This window comes from Lacinutrix himadriensis, from assembly GCF_001418105.1.
GTDB classification, from domain to species: domain Bacteria; phylum Bacteroidota; class Bacteroidia; order Flavobacteriales; family Flavobacteriaceae; genus Oceanihabitans; species Oceanihabitans himadriense.
Genome location: NZ_LIQI01000027.1, coordinates 430,217 through 455,067, shown reverse-complemented (window position 1 = coordinate 455,067; position 24,851 = coordinate 430,217). Strand labels below are relative to the sequence as shown.

At 32.9% G+C, this 24,851-nt stretch carries 18 protein-coding genes; 13 read left to right on the top strand and 5 right to left on the bottom strand.

What is annotated here, in order from left to right; all coding sequences use genetic code 11:
- Positions 1-169: 169 nt before the first annotated feature.
- Together AMD28_RS15190 and AMD28_RS15185 are read right to left on the bottom strand one after the other, a co-directional pair.
- Entirely contained in the window at positions 170-1,291 is a 1,122-nt protein-coding gene (locus AMD28_RS15190; protein WP_055444974.1) for a hypothetical protein, read from the bottom strand.
- 15 nt (positions 1,292-1,306) lie between these two features.
- Positions 1,307-2,311 (bottom strand): transporter, encoded by a 1,005-nt coding sequence (locus AMD28_RS15185; RefSeq protein WP_055444973.1) that lies wholly within the window; start codon positions 2,309-2,311, stop codon positions 1,307-1,309.
- Positions 2,312-2,417: 106 nt separating this feature from the next.
- On the opposite strand from AMD28_RS15185, the gene AMD28_RS15180 reads away from it, so the two are divergent.
- From AMD28_RS15180 to AMD28_RS15165, 4 genes are all read left to right on the top strand, one after another.
- Positions 2,418-2,693 (top strand): DUF4834 family protein, encoded by a 276-nt coding sequence (locus AMD28_RS15180; protein ID WP_055444972.1) that lies wholly within the window; start codon positions 2,418-2,420, stop codon positions 2,691-2,693.
- A 117-nt stretch (positions 2,694-2,810) separates the two neighbouring features.
- Positions 2,811-5,216: a YfhO family protein gene (locus AMD28_RS15175; protein WP_055444971.1), complete on the top strand. Its 2,406-nt coding sequence runs from the start codon at positions 2,811-2,813 to the stop codon at positions 5,214-5,216.
- Between the two features lie 75 nt (positions 5,217-5,291).
- Positions 5,292-6,593 (top strand): glycosyltransferase family 4 protein, encoded by a 1,302-nt coding sequence (locus AMD28_RS15170; RefSeq protein ID WP_055444970.1) that lies wholly within the window; start codon positions 5,292-5,294, stop codon positions 6,591-6,593.
- Between the two features lie 200 nt (positions 6,594-6,793).
- The gene (locus AMD28_RS15165) at positions 6,794-8,251 is read left to right on the top strand and encodes a lipopolysaccharide biosynthesis protein (RefSeq protein WP_055444969.1); all 1,458 of its coding nucleotides are present in this window, start codon (positions 6,794-6,796) and stop codon (positions 8,249-8,251) included.
- Between the two features lie 136 nt (positions 8,252-8,387).
- Here AMD28_RS15165 and AMD28_RS15160 read toward each other — a convergent pair whose 3' ends face one another.
- Positions 8,388-9,503 carry a hypothetical protein gene (locus AMD28_RS15160; RefSeq protein WP_055444968.1) on the bottom strand — a complete coding sequence of 372 codons (1,116 nt, stop codon included), beginning with the start codon at positions 9,501-9,503 and terminating at the stop codon, positions 8,388-8,390.
- Between the two features lie 237 nt (positions 9,504-9,740).
- Between AMD28_RS15160 and AMD28_RS15155 the strand changes: the two genes are divergently transcribed.
- The 3 genes from AMD28_RS15155 (at position 9,741) to AMD28_RS15145 (ending at position 14,729) form a co-directional block, all read left to right on the top strand.
- Entirely contained in the window at positions 9,741-11,213 is a 1,473-nt protein-coding gene (locus tag AMD28_RS15155; RefSeq protein ID WP_161804643.1) for an alpha/beta hydrolase-fold protein, read from the top strand.
- 104 nt (positions 11,214-11,317) lie between these two features.
- Positions 11,318-12,835 carry a nuclear transport factor 2 family protein gene (locus AMD28_RS15150; RefSeq protein WP_083478337.1) on the top strand — a complete coding sequence of 506 codons (1,518 nt, stop codon included), beginning with the start codon at positions 11,318-11,320 and terminating at the stop codon, positions 12,833-12,835.
- Positions 12,836-12,989: 154 nt separating this feature from the next.
- Positions 12,990-14,729 carry an amidohydrolase family protein gene (locus AMD28_RS15145; RefSeq protein WP_083478336.1) on the top strand — a complete coding sequence of 580 codons (1,740 nt, stop codon included), beginning with the start codon at positions 12,990-12,992 and terminating at the stop codon, positions 14,727-14,729.
- 372 nt (positions 14,730-15,101) lie between these two features.
- Here AMD28_RS15145 and AMD28_RS15140 read toward each other — a convergent pair whose 3' ends face one another.
- Positions 15,102-15,482 (bottom strand): RidA family protein, encoded by a 381-nt coding sequence (locus AMD28_RS15140; RefSeq protein ID WP_055444965.1) that lies wholly within the window; start codon positions 15,480-15,482, stop codon positions 15,102-15,104.
- A gap of 193 nt (positions 15,483-15,675) precedes the next feature.
- Complete coding sequence (locus tag AMD28_RS15135) at positions 15,676-18,357, bottom strand: putative LPS assembly protein LptD (protein ID WP_420806057.1); 2,682 nt, start codon at positions 18,355-18,357, stop codon at positions 15,676-15,678.
- Positions 18,358-18,529: 172 nt separating this feature from the next.
- On the opposite strand from AMD28_RS15135, the gene AMD28_RS15130 reads away from it, so the two are divergent.
- The 6 genes from AMD28_RS15130 to serB all read left to right on the top strand — a co-directional run bounded on the left by AMD28_RS15130 (position 18,530) and on the right by serB (position 24,809).
- A complete protein-coding gene (locus AMD28_RS15130) occupies positions 18,530-19,651 on the top strand; it encodes an N-acetylmuramoyl-L-alanine amidase family protein (protein WP_055444964.1) in 1,122 nt (373 codons plus the stop codon).
- A 55-nt stretch (positions 19,652-19,706) separates the two neighbouring features.
- Positions 19,707-20,654 carry an MlaD family protein gene (locus AMD28_RS15125; protein WP_055444963.1) on the top strand — a complete coding sequence of 316 codons (948 nt, stop codon included), beginning with the start codon at positions 19,707-19,709 and terminating at the stop codon, positions 20,652-20,654.
- A 12-nt stretch (positions 20,655-20,666) separates the two neighbouring features.
- The gene (locus tag AMD28_RS15120; RefSeq protein ID WP_055444962.1) at positions 20,667-21,980 is read left to right on the top strand and encodes a 4Fe-4S dicluster domain-containing protein; all 1,314 of its coding nucleotides are present in this window, start codon (positions 20,667-20,669) and stop codon (positions 21,978-21,980) included.
- Between the two features lie 233 nt (positions 21,981-22,213).
- The gene (locus AMD28_RS15115; protein ID WP_055444961.1) at positions 22,214-23,005 is read left to right on the top strand and encodes a (Fe-S)-binding protein; all 792 of its coding nucleotides are present in this window, start codon (positions 22,214-22,216) and stop codon (positions 23,003-23,005) included.
- A 72-nt stretch (positions 23,006-23,077) separates the two neighbouring features.
- Complete coding sequence (locus AMD28_RS15110; RefSeq protein WP_055444960.1) at positions 23,078-23,563, top strand: hypothetical protein; 486 nt, start codon at positions 23,078-23,080, stop codon at positions 23,561-23,563.
- A 22-nt stretch (positions 23,564-23,585) separates the two neighbouring features.
- Positions 23,586-24,809: a phosphoserine phosphatase SerB gene (gene serB / locus AMD28_RS15105; protein WP_055444959.1), complete on the top strand. Its 1,224-nt coding sequence runs from the start codon at positions 23,586-23,588 to the stop codon at positions 24,807-24,809.
- Positions 24,810-24,851: the final 42 nt, after the last annotated feature.

The window sequence follows — 24,851 nt, the reverse complement described above, 5'->3', positions numbered from 1 at the left end:
ATCCAAAAATAGGGTTGCAGTAGGTTTTAAAAAACGAAAAAAATATATTTAAATAATCCCTAGTAACTAAAAAAAAGGTCTCTTCTTTAGGAGAGACCTTTTTTAAAAGCTATAAAGTTAATATTATAGATATAACACCTTTTTTTAGTGCTTATAGTAGATTGAAAAACTATTCAATCTCCTTCCTAAACGTTTTTCTGCGTTTTATAATTTCTGGATCAAAGTGTTTCCAAATTTGTTGAATAGCAATATTATCTGCTAATTCTGGAGTTCGAATACAGTTTTCAATATTCTTATTTTTAAGCGTTTCGTAACACTCATTAAATATGATAGCGGTGATCCCTTTGTTTTGGTATTCTGGAGCAATTCCTATTAAATAGAAAATAATATCCTTGCTTTCTTTTTTAGCTTTTAACATTTTTAAAAATCCGAAAGGAAAAAGTTTTCCCTTTATTTCTTGCAATACTCTAGCAAACGAAGGCATCAGAATTGCAAAAGCAATCATTTTATCGTCTTTATCAAAAACAAATTTGATGTATTCCGGATTGATAAAACTGATGAATTTCTTCTTAAAATATGCTTTTTGGATGTCGGTAATCTCTACAAAAGAAGCTAAGGAAGCATAAGAGGTGTTAAACAAATCAAACATCTCATCTGCATACGGCATAACATCTTTAGTGTGTGTAAAATTACGAACACTTACTTGATAACGCTTTTTAATTAAGGTATTCGCTTTAGTGAAGGATTCCGGATTAATATTACTAAACGGAAATCTACTTTCTATCCATTCTTTTTCCGGACGATAGTTTAGTTTTTCTAAATGTGTTACGTAGTACGGGTGATTGTACCAAGTAATCATAGTACCTAATACGTCAAATCCTTCCGTTAAAACACCAACCTTATCTAGATTAGAAAATCCTACAGGACCTTCTGTATATTCTAAATTATTTTGCTTACCAATTTCTGTAACTTTATCTAAAAGCGCTTTAGATACGTCCAGATCATCAATGTAGTCAAACCAACCAAAGCGCATTTTTTTTTCACCTTGGTTTTTCACCTCCAACCAGTTAATAATTGCCGCAACACGACCAACAATTTCATTGCCTTTATAGGCTAGAAAAAAGTAGGCATCCGCATCATTAAATACAGGGTTTTCGTTCTTGTCGAAAGTTTTTATTTCTTGCGAGATTATTGGGGGAACCCAATATTTAGAATCTTTATATAGTGAGAAAGGAAATGTAACAAATGCCTTAAATTCTTTCTTCGTGTGTACTTGTTTTATGGTAATCATAAAATCAATAATGCTTTAGTCTTCATCAAAATTCTGTTCTTGCTTTTGTCTGTTATTCTTTTTAGATTTTCTAGACTTTTTATCTCCTTTACTTTTTTTCTTCTTTTTAGCCTTCGATCCATCACCAAGCTCACCACCATTATCTATTTCTTTATCTTGATGAAAGTCTAATCGGTAAGAGGCACCAACAGTGACACCAAAAACAGATGGTGTATCTTTTGTATTTAGCGTTAAAGCTGTATCTAACTGAAAGTTTCTACTCCAAAGATAAGCACCTCCAAATCGGATTAAATTATCGGCATAGAAATCACTACTTATTCCTTGCGCTTCTCCAAATACAACCCATTCGGAGTTTATGGATTTCGTAAGGGTTAATATATAGGAGAAATCCGATTGGTCTGTACCAATTCTATCTTTTACAAAGTTCATCACATATACCCAGCCACCTGCGAAGTTATTTTGTGTAGCAATCATTACTTTCGGACTAAAGCCTTCCACGCCATAAGCGGTAAACGGATTGTCTTTAGCATCAAAGTTAGCGCCAACATAAACAGAAACAGCAGGAATTAATGAATTCCATTTAAATTTATGGTTGGCATTCCAGCTATAGATATTCGGTTTTTCTTCTCCTGCTTTTTTATAAGGATCGTACACCAAATATTTTGCTCCTAGTGTTAATGTTTTAAAATTACTGAATTTGTCCTCGTTAGCTACCGTATTGGTAAAGCTTCTTTTTGTAGCTTGGTAAGTACCTTCTATATTCAGTTCTAATTGTTCCCAAAGTAAACCGTATCGTGCTGTAAAGTCTATTCCATAACTTTTATCTTCACGACTTAAACGGGAATGGTCTTCGTTTAGCATATATGGTCCAGCTTCAAATTGAATGACATTGGTACCTACTGAAAATGCACTTTTAGAAACTCCAGGTCTGTTAGAGTTGATTACATCGGTGTATTGCGAATAACTAGTTAGTGAAACAGAAAAAGCAAAAATTGCTAAATAGAATTTTAAGAACTTCATGTTTGTGAATTTGTTAGGGTTCAAATATATATATTTTATAGTTTTTTTAAGAATTTATACCATAAATTAAGACATAAGAGTTGTATTTTTGTTAAAAAATGATTTTATGTTGCAATTAGCATCTGTTACTGGAGTTGTAAAAGTTATCTTAATCATACTATTAATTTATTATGGTGTGAAGATTTTATCTAGATTATTTGCTCCTATTTTATTAAAGTTTATCACTAAAAAAGCCGAACAGCGTTTTGGAGAACAGTTTGGTGGTTTTAGAAATCCGCCTCCTCAAAAGAACGAAGGAGAGATTACTATAGATAAAATGCCGAATAATAAATCTTCAAATAAAAATGTTGGTGAATATGTAGATTACGAAGAAGTGGAGTAAAACGCTTTTATCTATTATTTCTAAAAAATGGAATTCTAAAATAATTAGCTTCCTTTAAATGGAATAAGTTTCAAAAATTATTATTATTTTTCAGACTTATTGTTATATATCTATTTCATGCAATTTTCTATAAAAAAAGTACTTCCTCATTTCCTTGTTTTTGTTGGTTTTATATTACTCTCACTTGCATATTTCAGTCCTGTATTAAAAGGTAAACAAATATATCAAAGCGATATTAAGCAATACATTGGTATGTCTAAACAGCAAGCCGATTTTAAAGCAAGTACTGGTGAAGATACGTATTGGACCAATAGTGCTTTTGGTGGTATGCCAACGTATCAGTTAGGTGCGAAATATCCGCATAACTACATTAAAAAATTAGACTTAACCTTACGTTTTCTGCCAAGACCAGCAGATTATCTTTTCTTATATTTTATAGGATTCTATATCCTCTTACTCGTTTTAAAAGTAGATTATAAACTCGCCGCACTTGGTGCTATGGCCTTTGGTTTTTCTACCTATCTCATTATTATTCTTGGGGTTGGACATAATAGTAAAGCGCACGCCATTGCCTATATGCCTTTGGTTTTAAGCGGAATTATACTCACATTCAGACGAAATTACATATCCGGATTTTTGCTCACAACCGTCGCTATGGCACTACAGTTAGTAGCAAATCACCCGCAAATGACCTACTATTTAATGCTATTAGTCCTTGTTTTAGGAATTGCCTATTTAGTAGATGCTTATAACAAAAAACTTTTACCACATTATTTTAAATCGGTTGGTGTATTAGTAATCGCAGTAATTCTTGCTTTAGGGTTAAATGCTACAAGTATTATGGCTACTAAAGAGTATGCAAATGAAAGTACTAGAAGTAAAAGTGAATTAACTATTAATCCAGATGGATCACCAAAAGAGGCTAGTTCTGGACTAACTAAAGAATATATAACAGAATATAGTTACGGGTTTTTAGAATCTTTTAATCTATATATTTCACGAATTACAGGTGGAGGAAACAACGAAGATGTTGGTAAAGATTCTGCATCTTACGACTTTTTTATCGGACAAGGAGTTCCTGCTTTACAAGCTAAAGAATATGTAAAACAAACACCAACCTATTGGGGTAGTCAGCCAATAGTAGAAGCTCCAGCCTATGTTGGTGCTGTGGTGATTTTCTTGTTTGTCTTTGCTTTGTTTTTAGTAAAAGGAAGATTAAAATGGTGGCTCGTTGGTGGTACAATACTTTCTTTATTACTTTCCTACGGAAAAAATCTAGGTTTCCTTACTGATTTCTTTATCGATTATGTGCCATTATACAATAAGTTTAGAGCGGTAAGTTCCATTCAAGTGATTTTGGAATTATGTATTCCTATTTTAGCTATTTTCGGATTATCACGTTTGTTTAGTAATTTTGAAAAAGACGAAGAAAAACTAAAAGCTCTAAAATATTCCATCGGTATTACTGTAGGAATCGCAGTCTTATTCTTACTATCTAAATCTGCTTTTAATTTTGTAGGTGTAAATGATGGGTATTATAAACAAAGTTACGGACAACAATTTATAGATGCTTTGCGTGACGATAGAAAAGCATTATACACACAAGATACCTTAAGAACATTGGTGTTGGTATTGCTTTCGGCAGGAACTATATTTATGTTCTTGAAGAAAAAGCTTTCCGAAACACTTGTAATTGTAGCTTTTGCAGCTTTAATTCTTTTCGATTTAGTTTCTGTGGATAGACGTTACGTAAATAACGATAATTTCGTTTCCGCTATACAAGTCAAAAAACCATATCAAGCGAATAAAGCAGATTTGGAAATCCTTAAGGATACTACGCATTTTAGAGTTTTCGATATTACTGATGGTACTGCAAGAGCTTCCTATTTTCATAATTCTTTAGGTGGTTATCATGCTGCAAAACTGAAACGCTATAATGAACTTTTCGATTTTCATATTGCTAGAAACAACATGAACGTACTAAATATGCTAAACACCAAGTATATTATTGCAGAAGAGGAAGGTGAAATATTTCCGTTTACCAATACAGATGCTAACGGAAATGCTTGGTTTGTGGAAGAGTTAGAAGAAGTACAAACTGCTAATCAAGAAATTATTGCTTTAGATAGTTTGAATACAAGCAAAAAAGCAGTCTATCTGAAAACTCAAAATATTACAGCGAATAAAGAGTTTCGAGTAGATTCTTTAGCAAGTATTACTTTAAAAGAATACAAACCAAACTATATAAAATACCAAGCTAATAATAGCAATCCTGGTTTTGGGGTGTTTTCGGAAGTATATTATGGTAAAGGTTGGAATGCTTATATAAACGGAGAATTAAAAGACCATTACCAAGTAGATTATGTATTGCGTGGTATGGAAGTTCCTAAAGGAAAAAATACCATAGAATTTAAGTTTGAACCTCAAGTAATACAAACAGGAAGTAGCATAGCGCTTGCGAGTTCTATTCTTTTCGGATTGATACTTCTTGGCGGATTATATTTTGGTATAAAGAAAAAATGATTGGTATTCCTGCTTTCGTAGGAATCTACTATATGGTTTAATTTATGAGATTCCTGCCTTCGTAGGAATAAAATAATGAATAAAAAAAAGGTACTTATTATTAGCTATTATTGGCCACCAGCAGGAGGGCCAGGAGTACAACGTTGGCTAAAGTTTGTAAAGTATTTACCGGAATTTGATATAGAACCTATTGTTTATATTCCAGAGAATCCTAATTATCCTTTAATAGATGCAAGTTTAATAAGCGAGGTTTCCAAAGAGTTAACCATTATTAAACAACCCATTAGCGAGCCTTATAAGTTCGCAGGATTTCTATCTAAAAAGAACGCTAAGTCAATTAGTAAAGGTTTAATTCCGGAGCAGAAAAAGCAAACGGTTATTGAAAAATTAATGCTTTTTGTTCGTGGTAATTTCTTTATTCCTGATGCTCGTAAAAACTGGGTAAAACCTTCTGTAAACTATCTTTCTACATATATAAGTGATTATAAAATAGATACCATTATTACAACGGGTCCGCCACATAGTTTACACCTTATTGGTATGCAGCTTAAGGAAAGACTAGGAGTGAAGTGGTTAGCAGATTTTAGAGATCCTTGGACTACCATTGGTTATCACAAAGAATTAAAGCTAACTAAAATAGCCAAGCAAAAACACATTGCTTTAGAACGAAAGGTTTTACAAAATGCAGACCAAATTATAGTTACTAGTAATGTGACAAAAAAGGAGTTTCAGCAAAAAACAGAACAGCCAATTGCAGTAATTACAAATGGGTATGATGTAGAGAAAACCGAAGTAATTACTTTAGATAAAAAGTTTACTTTAGCACATATTGGTTCTCTATTAGCAAAAAGAAATCCAGAAGTTTTATGGCAAGTATTGAAGGAATTAATAGTAGAAAATGAAGCTTTCAAGAAATATTTTCAATTAAAACTGGTAGGTGCCGTTAGTGAAAACGTTCTTAAAAACATGGATGATTACGGTTTAAGTGAATATTTAGATAAGGTAGGATATGTTTCTCATAATAAAGCTATTAGTATTCAGAAAGAGTCACAATTATTATTGCTAATTGAAATCAATTCCGAAGAAACAAAATGCATTATTCCTGGAAAGCTGTTTGAGTATATGGTTTCTAAAAGACCAATAATTGCATTGGGCCCAAAGGGATCGGATGTCGAAAAAATAATTGCAGAAACCAATACCGGAAACTATTTTAGTTATTCGGATTATGATAATTTAAAAAGCGTAATTTTGACGCACTTTAAAGCATTTCAAGAAAACACATTACAATCGCATGCTATAGGATTGCAAAAATATAGCAGGAGAACGTTAACAAGTACATTGGGGGAATTAATTCATTTTGTAAGCAGTAAGCAATAACCTGTGTTCCGTGTTCAAAATAAAAAAAACCAATAATCGAAAAGTTGTTGCAATTTTTTAAATTGAAATAAAATTGATGCACAGAGTTTCACAGAGAAAAACATTTGAAAAAAAATGATTTTAATTAATGTATTTTCGACTTCGAATTGAATTTTGGAATTTGGAATTTAGTTTTTGATATTTGTTATTTATAAATATTTATGGGAATAGTTGCTTCACAATCTATAAAAAACACCATCGTTACCTATTTAGGTTTTGGTGTAGGAGCAATTAATACCTTGTTTTTATATACCGCATTTTTATCTGCAGACTATTTTGGTTTGGTCGTATTTGTACTTTCTACAGCAAACCTAATGATGCCAATACTAATATTTGGTGTAAACAATACCTTAATAAAATTCTATTCTTCGTATAAAACAAAGCGACTGCAAAACAACTTTTTAACGTTCATGTTGTTTTTACCTTTATTGGTTATTATTCCTGCTGGGATTTTAGGTTCTCTTTTTTACGAAACGATTGCCAATTGGCTAGCTAAAGAAAACCAAATAATTAAAGACTATACTTGGCTAATGTATGTTTTAGCTGTTGCTTTTGCTTATTTTGAAATCTTTTTCTCATGGAGCAAAATTCACTTTAAATCGGTTTTTGGGAATTTCATGCGTGAAGCATTTCATAGGTTAGGTACCATGACTTTGCTATTTGCAGTTTACTTTAAAAAACTGACGGTAGACGAGTTTATTTATGCAGTTACCATAGTGTATATTATTAGAATGCTAATCATGATGGTGTATGCTTTTAGTGTACGTTTTCCAAAGTTAAGCTTTACTAAATCTTTCGATTATCTAACGGTTATAAAATATAGTTTCCTAATAATAATTGCGGGTTCTGTGTCTATGGTTCTTTTAGATTTAGATAAGTTTATGATTGGTGAACTTATTGAAATAGAAAACATTGCATATTATAGTGTTGCTATTTTTATTGCTACGGTAATTGCAGTTCCTTCTCGAGCAATGCAACAAATAATAAACCCTTTAACCGCTTCGTATTTAAATAATAAAAACCATCGGGAATTAGCACAACTCTACAAAAAGAGTTCTATCAATTTATTTATTATAGGAGGTTTTATTTTTGTACTCATTATCGTAAATATCAATCAATTATATACATTAATGAATCCAGAATATAGTCAGGGGTTATTCATTGTTTTTATAATTTCTATTGTAAAACTGGTAGATAATCTTTTAGGAAACAATAGCGCTATTATTTTTAATTCGGATTATTACCGAATCATACTAACCTTTGGTTTTTGTATTGTTTTACTTGCTATAGGATTAAATTATTTTCTTATTCCTTTGTACGGAATAGAAGGAGCTGCAATTGCAAGTCTTATAGCATTTACTATATACGATGCCTTAAAATTGTGGTATGTAAATTTAAAATTTAAAATCCATCCTTTTACAAAAAAGACTGGGTATACATTAGTGCTGATAATAATGCTTTGTTTAGGATTTTATTTCTGGGAATTCCCTTTTCATCCAATACTTAATATTGCAATAAAAAGTACATTAGTAGCAATGCTTTATGGTTTTGTTGTACTTCAGTTTTCTTTGTCTAGTGACATTACATCACTAATAAAAAAGCTATTAAAGATTAAGTAATTCCTTTATTAAGAAGGAATCTATTACCTCGATAACAGTCTAAAGACCTATATTTATTCAGATAAAATATAAAAATCCTATCACGTTGCTTTGGGGCAAACTTGTGATAGGATCTTCAACTAACTAAGCAATTTTTTTATCTTCTACTTCTAGAGTTAGAAGCAACGCTTCTGCTACTAGATTTTGTACTTCTTGAAACGCTTTTTGTTGTGCTTTTTCTAGGGCTTGATGTATTTACTCTAGGACTAGATGTTGTTCTAGGCTTTGTCGAAACGGTACTTCTTGGCTTTGATGCTGTTCTAGGTTTTGTGGATACTGTGTTTCTAGGACTAGATGTTGTTCTAGGTTTTGTTGATACTGTATTTCTAGGACTAGACGTTGTTCTAGGCTTTGTTGAAACAGTACCTCTAGGACTAGATGTTGTTCTAGGTTTCGTTGATACTGTATTTCTAGGACTTGATGTTGTTCTAGGTTTTGTAGTATTCGTACTTCTAGGCGTTGTTGCAGCACCTCTTGGTCTAACCGTATTTGCAGCTACTGTATTTCTAGGTCTATCGTTTCCTCTAGTTGCCAATTCACTTCTTCTGTTTATCGTGCTTCCACGTCTGCTAGCAACTGCAGATGTACGTCTGTAGTTATTTGTAAAGGGTCTTGTGTATTGGTATCTAATAGGGTTGTAATGCTGTCTGTAAGGTCTGTTGTAAACTACACAATGACTAAAAAGTGGAATTCTAAAATGTGCATGCCAAGGTCTATACACATAAAAACGGTTGTATACGTTTATAAACCCAGTGTGGTGCGTAAAACGGTTGTACCTGTTATAATGTGCATATAAACCACCAACTTGTGTTACATAACCAAAGCTGTTGTAGTTAATGAAAACATTACCAACTTGATTTACACGACCATAATAATCGTAAAAAACAGGAACATGTTCTATTTGTACTATTGCTCCAAATTCATCGTATTGTACATACGCATCATAATCATAACCAGTGTTAAAACTAATATTTGTATTACCATGGTTTACAGACACGTTGATGTTCGACCCTTGATTGTTCATGTAAAAATCAAACTGGCCGTCTGGAAAGATGGAAAACTCAACACCTTGTTCTACAAATATGAAAGAATTTCCATAACCTCTCGAAGCTGTATTGGTATTAATATCGTCATCTAGTGTGGTGGTTGGGGTTGCGTTTGCAGTAAATCCCGTAAAAAGGATTGCTGTAAAAATTGCTAATATCTGTTTCATAATTGTAAGTTTTAAAATTGAACTTACTAAGAGAGATACAAGCATCGTGCCAAAAAAAGAAAACACTATTTAACACGTTGACTCATAGCGTTTTCTGTTAATAACTTTTAGAAACCCTATATTAGATTGTTTTAATATGAAGAAATAAACTTCTAGATTTGTTTAGCTATTAATCTATTATAAGGAAAGAACTGGTATTCTTAAAGTTCTAATTCCTTATATGAAAAAATGAAAGACATGGAAAAAACAGCACTTATTAATCTCCTATTTTTAATAATTGGACTCCATTTGAATGCGCAAGTATTTGAAGTTAGTTTTGCAAAAGAAGCAATCAAAGAAGACTTTTCTGGGAATGTGCTCTTGTATCTTTCTAAAGAGAAAAAAGCCCCAAAGAATATTTTTGTCGGATTAGAACTAACGCCAGTCTACCGCATGCAGGTACAAAATTTAAAAGCGAACGAAACCGTAACTTTTAATGATGACGCGATTTCGTATCCTGTGGCATTATCCAATATAGAACGAGGTATCTATTATGTGCAAGCGGTTTTCGACTTAAATCTTTATGGAGATGCTAATATTGGGACAAGTACTGGAAATATCTATTCCGAACCCATTCGTGTAAATCTTGACAAGAACTTTAAAACCGTTTTTAAAATAGAAGCGAATCAAGAGGTAGCAGCAACACCATTTAATGAAACAGCGTCTTTAAAAGAGTTACGCGTATCCTCTAAACTATTAAGTGCATTTCATAATAAAGAGATGTTTGTAAGTGCAGCCGTAAGTCTGCCAGAAGGTTATTATGAAAATCCGAAAGTGACATATCCTGTTGTATATACTATTTCTGGTTTTGGTGGGAATTATAAATACTATCCTGGCAAAGGAAAATCGCATATAGGCAATCTAGGAGATCAACCAGTAATTGTGGTGTATTTAGATGGAAGTTGTTCTGAAGGGCATTCTACCTACGCTAACAGTGATGTGAATGGTCCTTGGGGTGATGCCTTTGTACAAGAATTAATTCCAGCAGTAAACCAGAAGTATCAAACCAATAAGGCTAATTTATTACACGGACATAGTAGTGGTGGTTGGACCAGTTTATGGTTACAAATTAACTATCCAAAAGTTTTTGCAGGTGCTTGGTCTAGTGCGCCAGATCAAGTAGATTTTAGAAATTATCAAAACAAAAATATCTATGAAACCGAAGATATGTTTTATGATGCAGCAGGAAATCTACTAGCAGATGTTACCATAGCAGGAAGATTCCCAGTAATTAGTGCGAAAGATTTTTATAGAACCGAAAACGTGATTTATAGAGGTTCGCAATTGCGTTCTTTTGATGCAGTTTTTGGTGGTTATGATGCGGAAGGAAATAGAATCCGATTAGTACATATTCCAGATGGATCGATTAATAAAAATGCGATTCCGCTATGGAAAAGATATGACTTATCCCTTTTATTACGAGCAAACTGGAACGATCTTCAAAAAGACCTTAACGGAAAGATTAGAATCTCTGTAGGTACTAGTGATAACTTTCATTTACATCATGCGGTAAGACTGTTAGAAAAAGAAATGAAAAAACTAGATGCTAACATGGAATTCACCTACTATCCGGGAGATCATTTTACGCTTTTTACGGATGACTACAAAAAAGAAGGTGTTGCGTTTTTAACGGAATGTTATGCAAATTGGTTGCTGGAGAATGAGAAGTAGAAGGTGATGGGGAAAAAGACGGTATCCCGTTTTGTTAAATACGTTAGAAGTAATTAGAGTAAGGTGTTAGTTTACACAGATTATCAAATCAAAATAAATAACAAATGAAAAAAATAATATTTCTACTCCTCGTTTTTATCTCAGTGCACCTTTTTTCCCAAACGAACACAGAGGTTTTTTTATTAGATATCACAAATACTAAGGATACTATCGCATTGGTACACCTGAAAAATATTTCAAATAATGCGGGTTATGACAACCAGCCTTATTTTTATGATAATAATACAGTTCTTTTCGCTTCCTCTAGAAACCATCAGACCGATATTAAAAGCTATACGATAACTACAGATGAAAATGCTTGGAAAACAAATACTGCTTCCGGAAGCGAATATTCTCCTTTAAAAATTCCAAATAAGAAGGCTGTTTCTGCAATTCGGTTAGATAAAAACGGATTACAAAGATTGTATAGCTACGACTTCACAAACGAAACTTCTCAAATCCTTTTAAAGGATATAAAAGTGGGCTATCACGTTTGGTATAACCAAAACATCTTGGTTTCTGCGATGTTAGTAGAAGATAGCATGAACTTAGTGATATCTGACTTAGAAAAAAACACGAATCAAACGGTACATAAAAACGTTGGACGTTCTTTACATAAAATTCCGAATTCTAATCTAATTGGTTTTATAAGTGTCGAAAATAATGCCACAACAATAAAATCTTTAAATCCTATCACAGGCGATATAAAAATCATCAAATCGTTACCTATCTTAATTCCTGATATATGTTGGTTATCTGAAAACAAAATCTTAATTCCCGATGATAAAATAATCGCCCAATTAAATACTTTAGACGATAGCATAAGTATTATACATCAGTTCCAAGAAAATGAAATAAATGGGATTTCTAGAATGGCAATAAGTCCGGACGGCAAGCATTTGGCGCTAGTGTCTGAAGAATCACCATTAATTTTGATTGAAAAGCAATCTCTTGCATTCAACAATAAGGATTTAGAACGTTTTGCATCTTATTATTCCGATCCTGTAATCGTTCAGAACTTTCCCAACGATACATTATACCAAGGTAAATCGAAACTAATTTCAGACTATAAAGATTTCTTCTCAAAGAATCCGGAAGCTAACGTTGAAATCTTAAAACGAATACATAAAGGGAATATAGTTATCGATGAAGAACGCATAAACATAAATGGTAAAGAGCATCATCGTGCTGTAGTATATGAAATCCGAAATGGACAAATAGTTAGTAAGACTTTCATTCAGAATAAAGAAAAATTACCAGAAGCAGAAGCTATTATTCAGCAACAATTAGAAGCATTCAATACAAAAAATATGGACGCTTTTGTGGAAACCTTTGATAGCGAAGTAGCGGCGTATGACTTCCCGAATAAGATTTATGTACAGGGCAAAAAACAATTACAAACCGTTTTTAGTGATTTTTTTGCACAAACACCCGATTTACACTGCGACATTAAAAACCGAATAATTATTGGAAATGTAGTTATTGACGAAGAATATCTAACTGTTAATGGCGATAATTTTAACGCGATTGTTATTTATGAAATTGAAAATGGTAAGATTTCGAAAATGACTACGATACGGTAAGACAAAAATGAACGGAATAAAAAGAGTAAAACCTTCCGAGTTTTTTATACGTTTTTATTTACTAAATTGGTTGTGTGTTGTGTTTAACTACTTGTTTATTAATTTGTTGCGTGCAGTTTAAGTAAAAATACTATTAATTTAAAAATCTATTAAAATGATAAAAAAACAAATTATAGTTTTCGCAGTTCTAATGACCTCATTTTCCATTTTTGCACAAACCTATATTACCAATGTTACCATTGCAGATGTAGAAAAACAAAAATTAATTCCTAACCAAACAGTTGTTATCACCAATGATGTGATTACCAATATTGCAAAAAGTAATAAAATAAAGATTCCCGAAAAGGCATCAATAATCGATGGTTCTAATAAATATCTATTTCCAGGTTTTGTAGATGCTCACATTCATTTTTTTCAAAATGGCGGATTATATACGCGTCCAGATGTTATGAATTTACAAAAATATAAGAGCTATGACGAAGAAATCGCCCATGCAAAAAGCGATATGGAAACCAAATTAAGAAGATACCTTCAAAATGGGATTACTACCGTAGTAGATGTTGGTGCAAATTATCATTTCCTTAATCAGCGAAAAGATTTTACCGACAAAGCTTTTTCGCCTTCCATTTTTATCACAGGACCTTTATTAACCACGTATGAACCAAAAGTATATGAGAATTTAGGAATAGACGAACCATTTACATTAACTAAAACAATAGAAGATGGTATCCATGGCGTTAAAGAACAACTGCAGTATAGTCCAGATTTTATCAAAATATGGTATATCGCTGGAGCGGATGGTTTAAGTGTAGAAGAAAGCGCGCATAAAAACTTGCCAATAATAAAAGCTATAATAGAAGAAGCTCATAAAAATAATTTGAAAGTTGCAGTGCATGCAACCGAACGTATCACAGCACAATTGGCCGTTGAAAATGGTGCCGATTTTTTAGTGCATAGTATAGATGACGAGATTTTAAAGGACGATTTTGTACAATTAATGAAAAAGAATAAGACCATTATTTGTCCAACATTAATAGTGAATAATGGCTATTTTAATACATTCGGTCAAAACATAAATATGAGTAATCACGAGTTGCAAAAAGCAGATCCGTACCAATTAGGTTCTTTATTGGATCTAAAACATTTGTCGGATACTACACTTGTTAATAATTATAAAAACTATGCAAACGGCGAAAAAAGTATTAATGACTTAAAAAAGTTAAATGCCATTAGTATGGAAAACCTTAAAATCCTATCGGATGCAGGAGTCTTAATTGCTACGGGTACAGATGCTGGAAATATTGGAACTTTACATGCTTCTTCCTATTTAGCAGAATTAAAAGCCATGCAAAAAAGCGGCATGAATACTTGGCAAATCATACAAGCATCTACAATAAATGGTGCGAAAATATTTAATAAAGAAGAAGAGTTCGGAACAGTAAGTATTGGTAAAAAAGCGAATCTTGTTTTATTGGATGCAAATCCGATTGATGACATAGAAAATGTGAGTAAAATTAATGTCGTTATCAATAAAGGCAAAGTTTTTAAACCGAATGAATTATTAAAAGATACACCTGCAGATTTAGCACAACGACAATTAAATGCCTATAACTTTAGAAATATTGAGGCCTTTTTAGAGCCTTATGCCGAAGATGTTGCCGTGTATATGTATCCAGATAAACTACTTTATACAGGGAAAGAAACGATGAGAAAACAATATGCTAGCATGTTTGATAATATGCCTAATCTACATTGTGAATTAAAGGAAAGAATTGTTCAGGGCAATATTGTTATAGATAAAGAACTTGTGCAATTTGGTGATGAAATGTTGGAAGCAGTAGCCATCTATCATATAGAAAATAATAAGATTAAAAAGGTGTATTTTATTCAGTAAGAAAATGAAATGTATCAGATAAAAGAGTAGGAGACTGCCTGTTTTTGAAGGTATAGGTAAATAAAACGGAAAATAATTAAGTATATAAGATTAAATTCTTTCGTAAGATCCGGCAACAGTTAGTGACTAATTAGCCGGAAGGAAAGAAGGAGGAAAGTTTAGTACGCCGGACTCTCTATAATAAATAAAAATAGCGGTATTAAATATGTTTCTATTTGTTCTTCGGAAGGAATGGAATACAAATGAACCTTAGAAATAGAGCAGAAATATTAAAGAATAGAATGCTAATATAGCGGAAGGACTTTAAACAAAAACACCCAAAAACTACAGGAGTCTTTGGGTGTTTTTATTAAGGTTAGCTATTTTTGGAATTTATAAAACAGCAATACAACTAATTTCCACATTTACAAATTTTGGTAGATTAGCAACTTCAACCGTTTCTCTAGCAGGAGCGGAGTCGTTATCAAAATACTGACCATACACTTCGTTTATTTGTGCAAAGTTGTGCATATCGCTAATAAATATAGACGTTTTAATCACGTTGTCAAAAGTCATGTTTGCAGCAGCAAGAACCGCTTTCATGTTTTCCATAACTTGTTTGGTTTCAGTTTTAATATCGTCCATAACCAATTCTCCAGTTTCTGGATGTAATGCAATTTGTCCAGAAGTATATAACGTATTTCCAGATAAAACAGCTTGGTTGTATGGTCCAATAGGAGCAGGAGCGTTTGGTGTTGTGATTATTTTTTTCATAGAAAACTTATTTTTTCATTTCCCGAGCCTGCCTGCCGTAGGAAGGAAGGTGGAAATCTCTTTTAATTAAACTTTATTTATATAGATTCTGAATCTAGTTCAGAATGACAAGTCTTTATAAATGCTTCAACAAGCTCAGCATGATAAATAACTTCTTTACCACTAACAGCAAACTGCGACTGAATACTAAACATTACAGTTGATCATCTGGCTGTCTACGTTTTTCGTATTTAATATCTTTTAATATACTAGATTTAATACCAATAAAGAAATTCCAAGAACTTCGTGAACTAAACGGAACCCAAGAAAGATTCATTCGCCAGCTTAATAAATCACGTTCAAAACGTAATTGTGTGTAAGTAAAACCTTGGTTTTGCAAATCGTAACCAGAAGAAGCTCCAACAGTCCATCGTGGTGAAAACTCAATATCTCCAGAAAACATTAACGAATGTGAGGATATTTCGTTCTGCCTGGTTGCATTAGAGTAATTTACCGCATAGGCAAGTCGTAAACTCCAAGGCATTTTATAATTATAAAACTCGCTGGACTCTTTATCTTCTTGTTTATTATTATTTAACCTTTGGTCTGCAAAATCTTCAGAAACACCAAAAAGGTCATCTGCTCGACCACCACTTTTTAAGGTTTCGTCTCTACTGTTCTCTCTGCTTTCGTCTTCTTTTCCGCTAAAAGATTTACTGTTTAACGTATAATTCATGGTAAGGTTTGCGCTTGTAAGTCGAAATAAGCTACCTCCATTATTTATATTATACACATCTACTTTACTGTTGTTATTATCTAAAGCATAAGGATCTAAAACTGCTCCAAAATTGATAGACATTTTATCGTTAAGTATTTGTGTTCCTCCACTAACACGCATTGGGCTCCATTGTAGGGAATCTCCAGCAAAATTATAGGAAGTAGAAAAGTTTAAATTGTTTAATAAAATGATTTTTTTAGCTTCGGTTTTTGTGCTGTCTTTATCTTTTACTTTGGCTTCAAAATTATTAGAAAGACTTAAACCCATCGAGCTAGAGAAATTTCGATTCGGTGCTCCATAAAGGCTTTCTTCAAATCGTGAAAAAGCTACTTCTTCTTCAACCTCTCCATCGGCATTTACGACTTCGTAAGAATCCCAATATCTATCAAAGGAAGGATTAATATTATAACTCACCGACGGACGCATAACGTGTCTAATCGCTTTTATTTTTTTGTCTTCGCCTTCTTTTTCAAAATTAAACATACCATAAATAGTAGTTCCTAGGCTGGTACTAAAATTATAAGTTCTAAAAGCATCCAAACCACTTTTTTCTGTAGTTACTTCTTCTTCTAAAACAGTGTCGTAACTTTTACTGATGGTATTAAAAGTCCATTTTTCTTCATAATTACTACTTGCACTTAAACTAAAATATTTAAAAAGCTTAAAGTTGGTAGATAATGGTATGGTATGTTTAATACCAGTTAACATATCGTCCCACATTTCTTTTTTAAAGAATAGCGAATCTGTTGTAGTTATATTGTTTTCTGCACTTAAATTATATTGAAAGTTAATGTTTTGAATAATTCCATTTTTTGTTCCTGTCTTACTTGCAAATGGAAAAATACGGCTAACACTTGCTTGTATTGTTGGAAGTGTCATGTTAATACTTTCTGTATTGGTATTTTGTCTGTGTGTTGCAGTGGCGCTCATATTTACTTGTGGTTCTCCTTGAAATGTTTTTGAATAGGAGATAGAAGAAGATAGCGTATTATTTAAAAAGTTGGAAACGTTTGTTTGATTAACAGAGGTTTGGTAGTAGTTACTACTTCCTAAGTTTACAGAAGCGGAGAAACGGGAGTTCGGACTAGCCTTAGTATCTTGACTGTGCGACCAACGTAAATTATAAACAGTGCTTTTTGCGTAATCATCAAAACCACGTTCACTAGTTATTAGGTTTTCATACCTAAAACTAAAGTCTCCATTAAATTTATAACGTACATTGTATTTACTTTGTAAACGCAGACCATAACTACCATTGGTATAATAATCACCAAGGACTGCTAAATCTACATAATCACTAAGTGCAAAGTAATAACCTCCATTTTGTAAAAAGTACCCTCTAGAGCTTTGCTCTCCAAAACTAGGAAATATAACACCAGAAGTCTGTTTTTTGGTTAACGGAAAATACGCAAAAGGCAAACCTATAGGGGTAGGAACACCATAAATAAACATATTGGTTAAACCTGTAGCTACTTTTTCGTCTGGAACCACTTTTGCTTTTCGCAATAAAAAGTAATATTCTGGATCTTCTCTGTTTTCGGAAGTTGTATACTTAGCATTTTGTACAAAATACACCGAATCATTTTCTTTTTTAGAGATTTCACTGTCAAAAAATCCGCCAGCTTGCTCTGTTCTTGAGTTAAATATTAATGCTTTTTCGGTATCTATATTAAATCGGATAGAATCTGGTTCTACTATTTGTTCTCCTTGTTTAAAAATAGGATGTTGTGAGTAAACACCAGCAGAATCTTTCACTCTTCCGGCATATACTTCGTTTTTACTATAATCAATAACAATTACTCCAGCTTTAATTTCCATGTCTCCATAATAAATCTCAGCTTCATTATATAAGTATAGCTTTTGCTCCTTTCGGTTAAAAGCAGTGTAGTCTTTCGCTTTATAGGTAACAATATCGGTAAGAAATTCTGGTTTTGGTTTTACAGAGTCTGTTTTTGTAGAGTCTTTTCCTTTTTCTGTAAGTTCTACTGTGGTATTCTTAGCCTTTGGTTGTAAAACATCGTTTACATTTACGGTAATAGAATCTTCCTTTTTTGCAGGTACAATCTCCCCTCCAGATTTTGGTCTGTCTTGTGCATAGCCACACATGTTAATAAACATGGTAAAACTTAAAGCAAAAAGTATTTGAAATTTATTTGTACGCAACGCTTTTAATGTATTTTTGTAAAAGTATGGCTCGGTTATTGAATTGCCAAAATTACATATATTTTTTATGATTAATTTAATATTAAGCAATTTAAAATAATTCAAACCTTAAATAGTTATTATCTGTATGCAAACCAATAGATTATTATATTCCTTATTCCTTATAGTGGTATTAACCGTTTTTGTTAATACACCCAATGTTTACGCACAACAAGCAGAACAGTTTGTTGTCGTTTTAGATGCTGGTCATGGTGGACATGATCCTGGAAGACCAACAAAAAATGGGTACACAGAAAAGGATATTGCTTTAAAAGTAGCTTTACAAGTCGGTAAAAATTTAGAGAAAAGCAAAAACGTTAAAGTTATTTATACTAGAAAAACAGATGTTTTTGTAACCCTTCGTGGTAGAGCAAAAATTGCAAATGATGCAGATGCAGACTTATTTGTGTCTATTCACTGTAATGCGCATCATACACAAGCGTCTGGTACAGAGACTTATGTTCTGGGTGTTGGTAATACCGAACGTAACTTTAATATTGCCAAAGCAGAAAACGAAGTGATCTTTCTAGAGGATAACTATGAAAAACATTACGAAGGTTTCGATCCTAATGCACCAGAGTCCATGATAGGATTAACATTAATGCAAGAAGAATACGTAGACCAAAGTATCATGCTTGCAGATTTGGTAGAGAAAAGCTTTCAAAACAAATTAAAAAGAAAAAGTAGAGGCGTAAAGCAAATTAGTCTTTGGGTGTTACATAATACCTATATGCCTAGTGTACTTATTGAAACTGGTTTTATTACGAATAATTCCGAAGGTAAATATTTAAACTCTTCTAAAGGACAACAAGAAATATCGAAATCTATTAGTGATGCTATTACAGATTACAAAGCTACATTAGACCAAAATATAGGTGCTTTTGTTTTTACACCGCAAGAAGAGTTTCCAAGTGTTACTAATAAGGAGCATGAGCAAATCTTTGAAGATGTCGTTTTTAGAGTGCAAATCGCTGCTAGTTCTAGAAAACTGGCACTAAAAGCATATAATTTTAAAGGTTTAACCGATCTTTCTAGAGAAAAAGAAGGGAACCTTTATAAATATTTTCACGGCTACACATCCGATTACACTAAAGCGAAACAATTGCAAGTCAACGCTAAAAAGAGAGGATATGCTTCCTGTTTTTTAGTCGCTTTTAAAGAAGGGAAAAAAATTACACTAGACCAAGCCTTAAAAACAAGTGCTAATTAGAGTCGTTCTTTGTAAATTTATTTCTAATTTTGTTTCATAACCAATCCAATAAACGTTGAAGTTATCTAGAGAAGTTAAAACTGCCATACTTGTTATATTAGGAATCGTATTCCTTATAATAGGTATCAATTATTTGAAAGGAATAAATATCTTTCAACCCAAAAATGAATTCTACACAGAATTTGATTATAATGCACTAACACCTTCATCTCCTGTTACTATTAAAGGAAATAATGTAGGTAAAATAAATAGCATTAAATATGATTTTGAATCTGGAAAAACACGAGTTGCTTTTACTATTGATAAAGATCTAAAATTCTCTAAAGACAGTAAAATGCGCCTTTATGAATTAGGTTTGATGGGAGGAAACGGAATTGCAATTATTCCTGTGGAAGGAGGAACGCCTGCAAAATCTGGTGATTTCTTACAATCGGAAGTAGAAGAAGGTCTTGTAAAAAGCCTAACAAGCAACTTTTCTGGATTGAGTTCTGGATTAGATGGTACTTTAGAATCTGCAGATTCTCTTTTAATCAGTTTAAATAGATTAGTAGAAGACGATTCCGAAAAAGGCTTGAAAAATGCCATTGGCGAATTAAATACGACTATAAAATCCTTTAAAACATTATCCTATTCTTTCAATTCTTTAATTGCTAAAAATGATGAAACGCTTACTTCTATGCTTTCTAATTTTGATAAAGTAAGTAAAGATTTAGGAGCGCTTTCCGAAGATTTAAAAGATGTAGAATTATCTAAAACCGTAAAAACCTTAGACCAAACATTACTGAATGTAAATACGCTTTTATCCGATTTAGATAAAGGAGAAGGTACGCTTGGTAAACTACTTACAGATGACGAGTTGTATACCAACTTAGAAGTAGCATCACAACAACTACAAGAATTATTACAAGACTTTAAATTAAATCCAAGTAGATATATTAAAGTATCCGTTTTCGGGAAAAACAATAAAGAAGGATATATTAAACCAGAAAGCGAAAGACAATAAACCAACCTATACATGAATTACTTACCAAATATAATATTTGCCATTGCACTAATTGTAGGCTTTGGCTTTTTTGCAAAAAATGTAAAAAAACTTGTTCGTAATATAAAGTTAGGGCAAGATGTAGATGTTAGTGATAATAAATCACAACGTTGGAAAAACATGGCTAACATTGCTTTAGGACAAAGTAAAATGGTGAAGCGTCCGGTTTCTGGATTTTTGCATGTTGTAGTATACGTAGGTTTTGTAATAATAAACATTGAAGTATTAGAAATTATAATTGATGGACTTTTTGGTACACATCGTATTTTTTCTAGCGTTTTACCAGAAGCAGTATATGGTTTTTTAATTGGGACTTTCGAGATTCTTGCAGTACTTGTACTTGTTGCTGTTATTGTATTCTGGATAAGAAGAAACATTATAAAATTAGCGCGTTTCTGGAAACCGGAAATGAAAGGTTGGCCAAAAAGCGATGGAAATATCATTCTGTATTTCGAAATGGTATTAATGACGCTATTCTTAGTTATGAATGCTACCGATCTTCATTTTCAAGAAGCAAATTCTGGAAATATCATCAGTCAATTTATAGCGCCTTTATTTTCTGGAATGGCAGAAAGTACCGTGCATATCATAGAAAGAGCAGCTTGGTGGTTACACATTGTTGGAATCTTAACTTTTTTAAATTACCTATACTTTTCGAAGCATTTACATATTCTTTTAGCGTTTCCAAATACTTTTTACGGACGTGTAAATAATAAAGGAGAACTAAATAATTTAGCATCTGTTACTGCAGAAGTAAAAATGATGATGGATCCAGATGCAGATCCATTTGCAGCAGCACCAGAAGGAGCAGAAGACGAAATGCCGGCAAAATTTGGAGCAAGTGATGTGCAAGATTTATCTTGGGTACAATTACTAAATGCATACACATGTACAGAATGCGGACGATGCACCAGCGAATGTCCTGCAAACCTAACAGGTAAAAAGCTTTCGCCTAGAAAAATCATGATGGATACCAGAGATCGTCTGGAAGAAGTTGGGAAAAACATAGATGCAAACAACGGCGAGTTTAAAGACGATGGTAAGCAATTACTTGGTGACTATATCACTAACGAAGAAATTTGGGCATGTACCAGTTGTAACGCTTGTGTAGAGGCTTGTCCGGTAAGTATCGATCCATTGTCGATCATTATCGAGATGCGTCGTTATTTGGTGATGGAAAAAAGTGATGCGCCAACAGAGTTGAACAATATGATGACCAATATTGAAAACAACGGAGCACCTTGGCCTTACAACCAACAGGATAGATTAAACTGGAAAGACGAGTAAAATAATTTAGGCGTGTCCAACAAAGCTTTAGCGTAGTTGGGCGTTACCGCAAGGGTCGCGCTTTCGGCAGTCGCTTTTTTTGAGAAAAACAAAAAAGAGCTTCAACAAATGCCTCAATCCCTAACGCAGTCTTTCAGTAACGAAAGTATCTCGAAATACGAGAAGTGTTAGTAAAAATAAAGAACAAGTTTCACATGCTAAAGGCGAAATGCCAATAGCTAAAAGCTAAAATAATGAGCGAACAACTTAACGTGCCAACAATGGCAGAATTAATGGCAGCAGGTAAAACACCAGATATCTTATTCTGGGTTGGTTCTGCTGGGAGTTATGATGATAGAGCAAAAAAAATCACCAAAGCATTTGTGAAAATATTAAACAAAGCAGGCGTTAATTTTGGAGTTCTAGGTACCGAAGAAAGCGCTACAGGTGATTTAGCAAAAAGAGCAGGAAACGAATTCTTGTTTCAAATGCAAGCCATGATGAATATCGAGATTTTAAATATGTATGAAGTGAAACGCATTGTAACTTGCGATCCACACTCTTTTAACTGTTTAAAAAACGAATATCCTGGTTTAGGTGGTACATACGAAGTGATGCACCACACGCAATTTATTAAGCAATTAATAGATTCCAAAAAATTAGATATCAAAGAAAGCGATTATAAAGGAAAACAAATCACCTTTCATGATCCTTGTTACTTGGGTAGAGCAAATTCTGAATATGATGCGCCAAGAGATGTTTTAAGTGCACTAAATGCCAATTTAGTAGAAATGAAACGTAGTAAAGCAACCGCTTTATGTTGCGGAGCAGGAGGAGCACAAATGTTTAAAGAACCTGAAAAAGGAGATAAAGACATTAATGAGCTTCGTACAGAAGATGCATTAAAAACCAATCCAGATATTATTGCAACGGCTTGTCCGTATTGCATGACTATGATGTCCGATGGTGTTAAAGTAAAAGAAAAAGAAGCACAAATAAAAGTGATGGATATTGCAGAGTTAATTGCAAGTTCACAGAATTTATAAGACTAATAATTATTACGAGAGCAATAGTATAAAATCAGCAATCGTTCATTCATATTCATTTATCAAAAAAAAATGCTAGTAGACTTTAATACATTACCAGAAGAATCTCGTGTTTGGATCTACCAAGCAAACCGTTCTTTTTCCGAACAAGAAATAGAAGAAATTTCAAATAAGCTAAATATATTTGTCGAAAACTGGGCAGCGCATGGTGCAGATCTACAAGCTGGACATCAAATTGTTTATAAGCGATTTATTGTTATTGGTTTAAACCAAGACATGAATAATGCAACAGGCTGTTCTATTGATGCGTCTGTTCATTTTATTCAACAATTAGAAAAGGAATACAACGTAGATTTAATGGATAAAATGAATGTTTCCTACAAGCAAGGAGAATTCATTGCATACAAGACGTTAACCGATTTTAGAAAAATGGCTAAAGATAAAGCGGTTTCTAAAAACACGATTGTTTTTAATAATCTAATAAACACGGTTGCCGAATTTAAAGAAAATTGGGAGGTTCCTGCTAGCGAAAGTTGGCATAGTAGATTTTTAAATTAAGTATAGTAAATAAACAGTAAGCATGACCAACGAAATTTTTTTATTAAACATTTCTGGACCAGACAAACCAGGACTAACTTCAAGTTTAACAGGTGTTTTAGCAGATTATGGAGCTAAGATTTTAGATATTGGTCAAGCAAACATTCATAATACACTTTCTTTAGGTTTCCTTTTTGAAATTGGTTCTAAAAAAAAATCAGCAGCAGTTTTAAAAGATTTACTTTTTAAAGCTTACGAACTTGGCGTTACCGCCAAATTTACGCCAATATCTCTAGAAGATTACGAAAAATGGGTTTCCCTTCAAGGAAAAGATCGTTATATCGTTACTGTTTTAGGTGAAAAATTGGCGGCAGAACAAATTTCAGAAGTGACCAAAGTGATCTCTGAACAAAATTTAAATATTGATGCTATAAAAAGACTCACAGGTCGTACCTCACTTGTGATGCAGGAAGAGTATCCTAGAGCATCTATCCAACTATCTATTCGAGGAAAAATACAAGACAAACAAGGCCTTGCTTCTAAATTCATGCAGATTTCTAGGGATTTAGATGTAGATATTGCTTTTCAAGAAGACAATATTTATAGACGTAACAGACGTTTAGTGTGTTTTGATATGGATTCTACTTTGATTCAGGCAGAAGTTATTGATAAGCTTGCAGAGCTAGCAGGTGTTGGAGATGAAGTGAAAGCGATTACAGAATCTGCCATGCAAGGAGAAATCGACTTTAACGAAAGTTTTATACAACGCATGAAGCTGCTTAAAGGTTTAAGCGAAGACGTATTGCATGATGTTGCCATTAATTTACCAATAACCAAAGGAGCAAAAAGACTGATAGATACCTTAAAAAAATACGGGTTTAAAACGGCTATTCTTTCTGGTGGTTTTACTTATTTTGGACATTACCTACAAAAAGAATTAGGTATGGATTATGTGTATGCCAACCAATTAGAGATTAAAGATGGTGTGTTAACAGGGGGTTATCTTGGTGATATTGTCGATGGAAACAAAAAGGCTGAATACCTTAAAGAAATCGCAATCAAAGAAGGTATAGATATTAGTCAGACTATTGCTGTTGGTGATGGAGCAAACGATCTACCAATGCTAAGTTTAGCTGGTTTAGGTATCGCTTTTCATGCCAAACCTACAGTAAAAGACAATGCGCAGAGTTCTATTTCTAGTATCGGATTAGATGGTGTTTTATATCTTTTAGGCTATCACGATAGACATATCGATTTAATAGAGTAAGGCTATTTATTTTTTTGCGACTATGTAACTATTGTTACAAAA

Bases quoted from the DNA above. Each gene is read 5' to 3' on its own strand.
- AMD28_RS15130 (WP_055444964.1), top strand. From the start codon at position 18,530: ATGCAAACCAATAGATTATTATATTCCTTATTCCTTATAGTGGTATTA.
- AMD28_RS15175 (WP_055444971.1), top strand. From the start codon at position 2,811: ATGCAATTTTCTATAAAAAAAGTACTTCCTCATTTCCTTGTTTTTGTT.
- AMD28_RS15165 (WP_055444969.1), top strand. From the start codon at position 6,794: ATGGGAATAGTTGCTTCACAATCTATAAAAAACACCATCGTTACCTAT.
- AMD28_RS15150 (WP_083478337.1), top strand. From the start codon at position 11,318: ATGAAAAAAATAATATTTCTACTCCTCGTTTTTATCTCAGTGCACCTT.
- AMD28_RS15180 (WP_055444972.1), top strand. From the start codon at position 2,418: ATGTTGCAATTAGCATCTGTTACTGGAGTTGTAAAAGTTATCTTAATC.
- AMD28_RS15115 (WP_055444961.1), top strand. From the start codon at position 22,214: ATGAGCGAACAACTTAACGTGCCAACAATGGCAGAATTAATGGCAGCA.
- AMD28_RS15110 (WP_055444960.1), top strand. From the start codon at position 23,078: ATGCTAGTAGACTTTAATACATTACCAGAAGAATCTCGTGTTTGGATC.
- AMD28_RS15185 (WP_055444973.1), bottom strand. From the start codon at position 2,311: ATGAAGTTCTTAAAATTCTATTTAGCAATTTTTGCTTTTTCTGTTTCA.
- AMD28_RS15170 (WP_055444970.1), top strand. From the start codon at position 5,292: ATGAATAAAAAAAAGGTACTTATTATTAGCTATTATTGGCCACCAGCA.
- AMD28_RS15145 (WP_083478336.1), top strand. From the start codon at position 12,990: ATGATAAAAAAACAAATTATAGTTTTCGCAGTTCTAATGACCTCATTT.
- AMD28_RS15160 (WP_055444968.1), bottom strand. From the start codon at position 9,503: ATGAAACAGATATTAGCAATTTTTACAGCAATCCTTTTTACGGGATTT.
- AMD28_RS15190 (WP_055444974.1), bottom strand. From the start codon at position 1,291: ATGATTACCATAAAACAAGTACACACGAAGAAAGAATTTAAGGCATTT.
- AMD28_RS15140 (WP_055444965.1), bottom strand. From the start codon at position 15,482: ATGAAAAAAATAATCACAACACCAAACGCTCCTGCTCCTATTGGACCA.
- serB (WP_055444959.1), top strand. From the start codon at position 23,586: ATGACCAACGAAATTTTTTTATTAAACATTTCTGGACCAGACAAACCA.
- AMD28_RS15155 (WP_161804643.1), top strand. From the start codon at position 9,741: ATGGAAAAAACAGCACTTATTAATCTCCTATTTTTAATAATTGGACTC.
- AMD28_RS15135 (WP_420806057.1), bottom strand. From the start codon at position 18,357: ATGTTTATTAACATGTGTGGCTATGCACAAGACAGACCAAAATCTGGA.
- AMD28_RS15120 (WP_055444962.1), top strand. From the start codon at position 20,667: ATGAATTACTTACCAAATATAATATTTGCCATTGCACTAATTGTAGGC.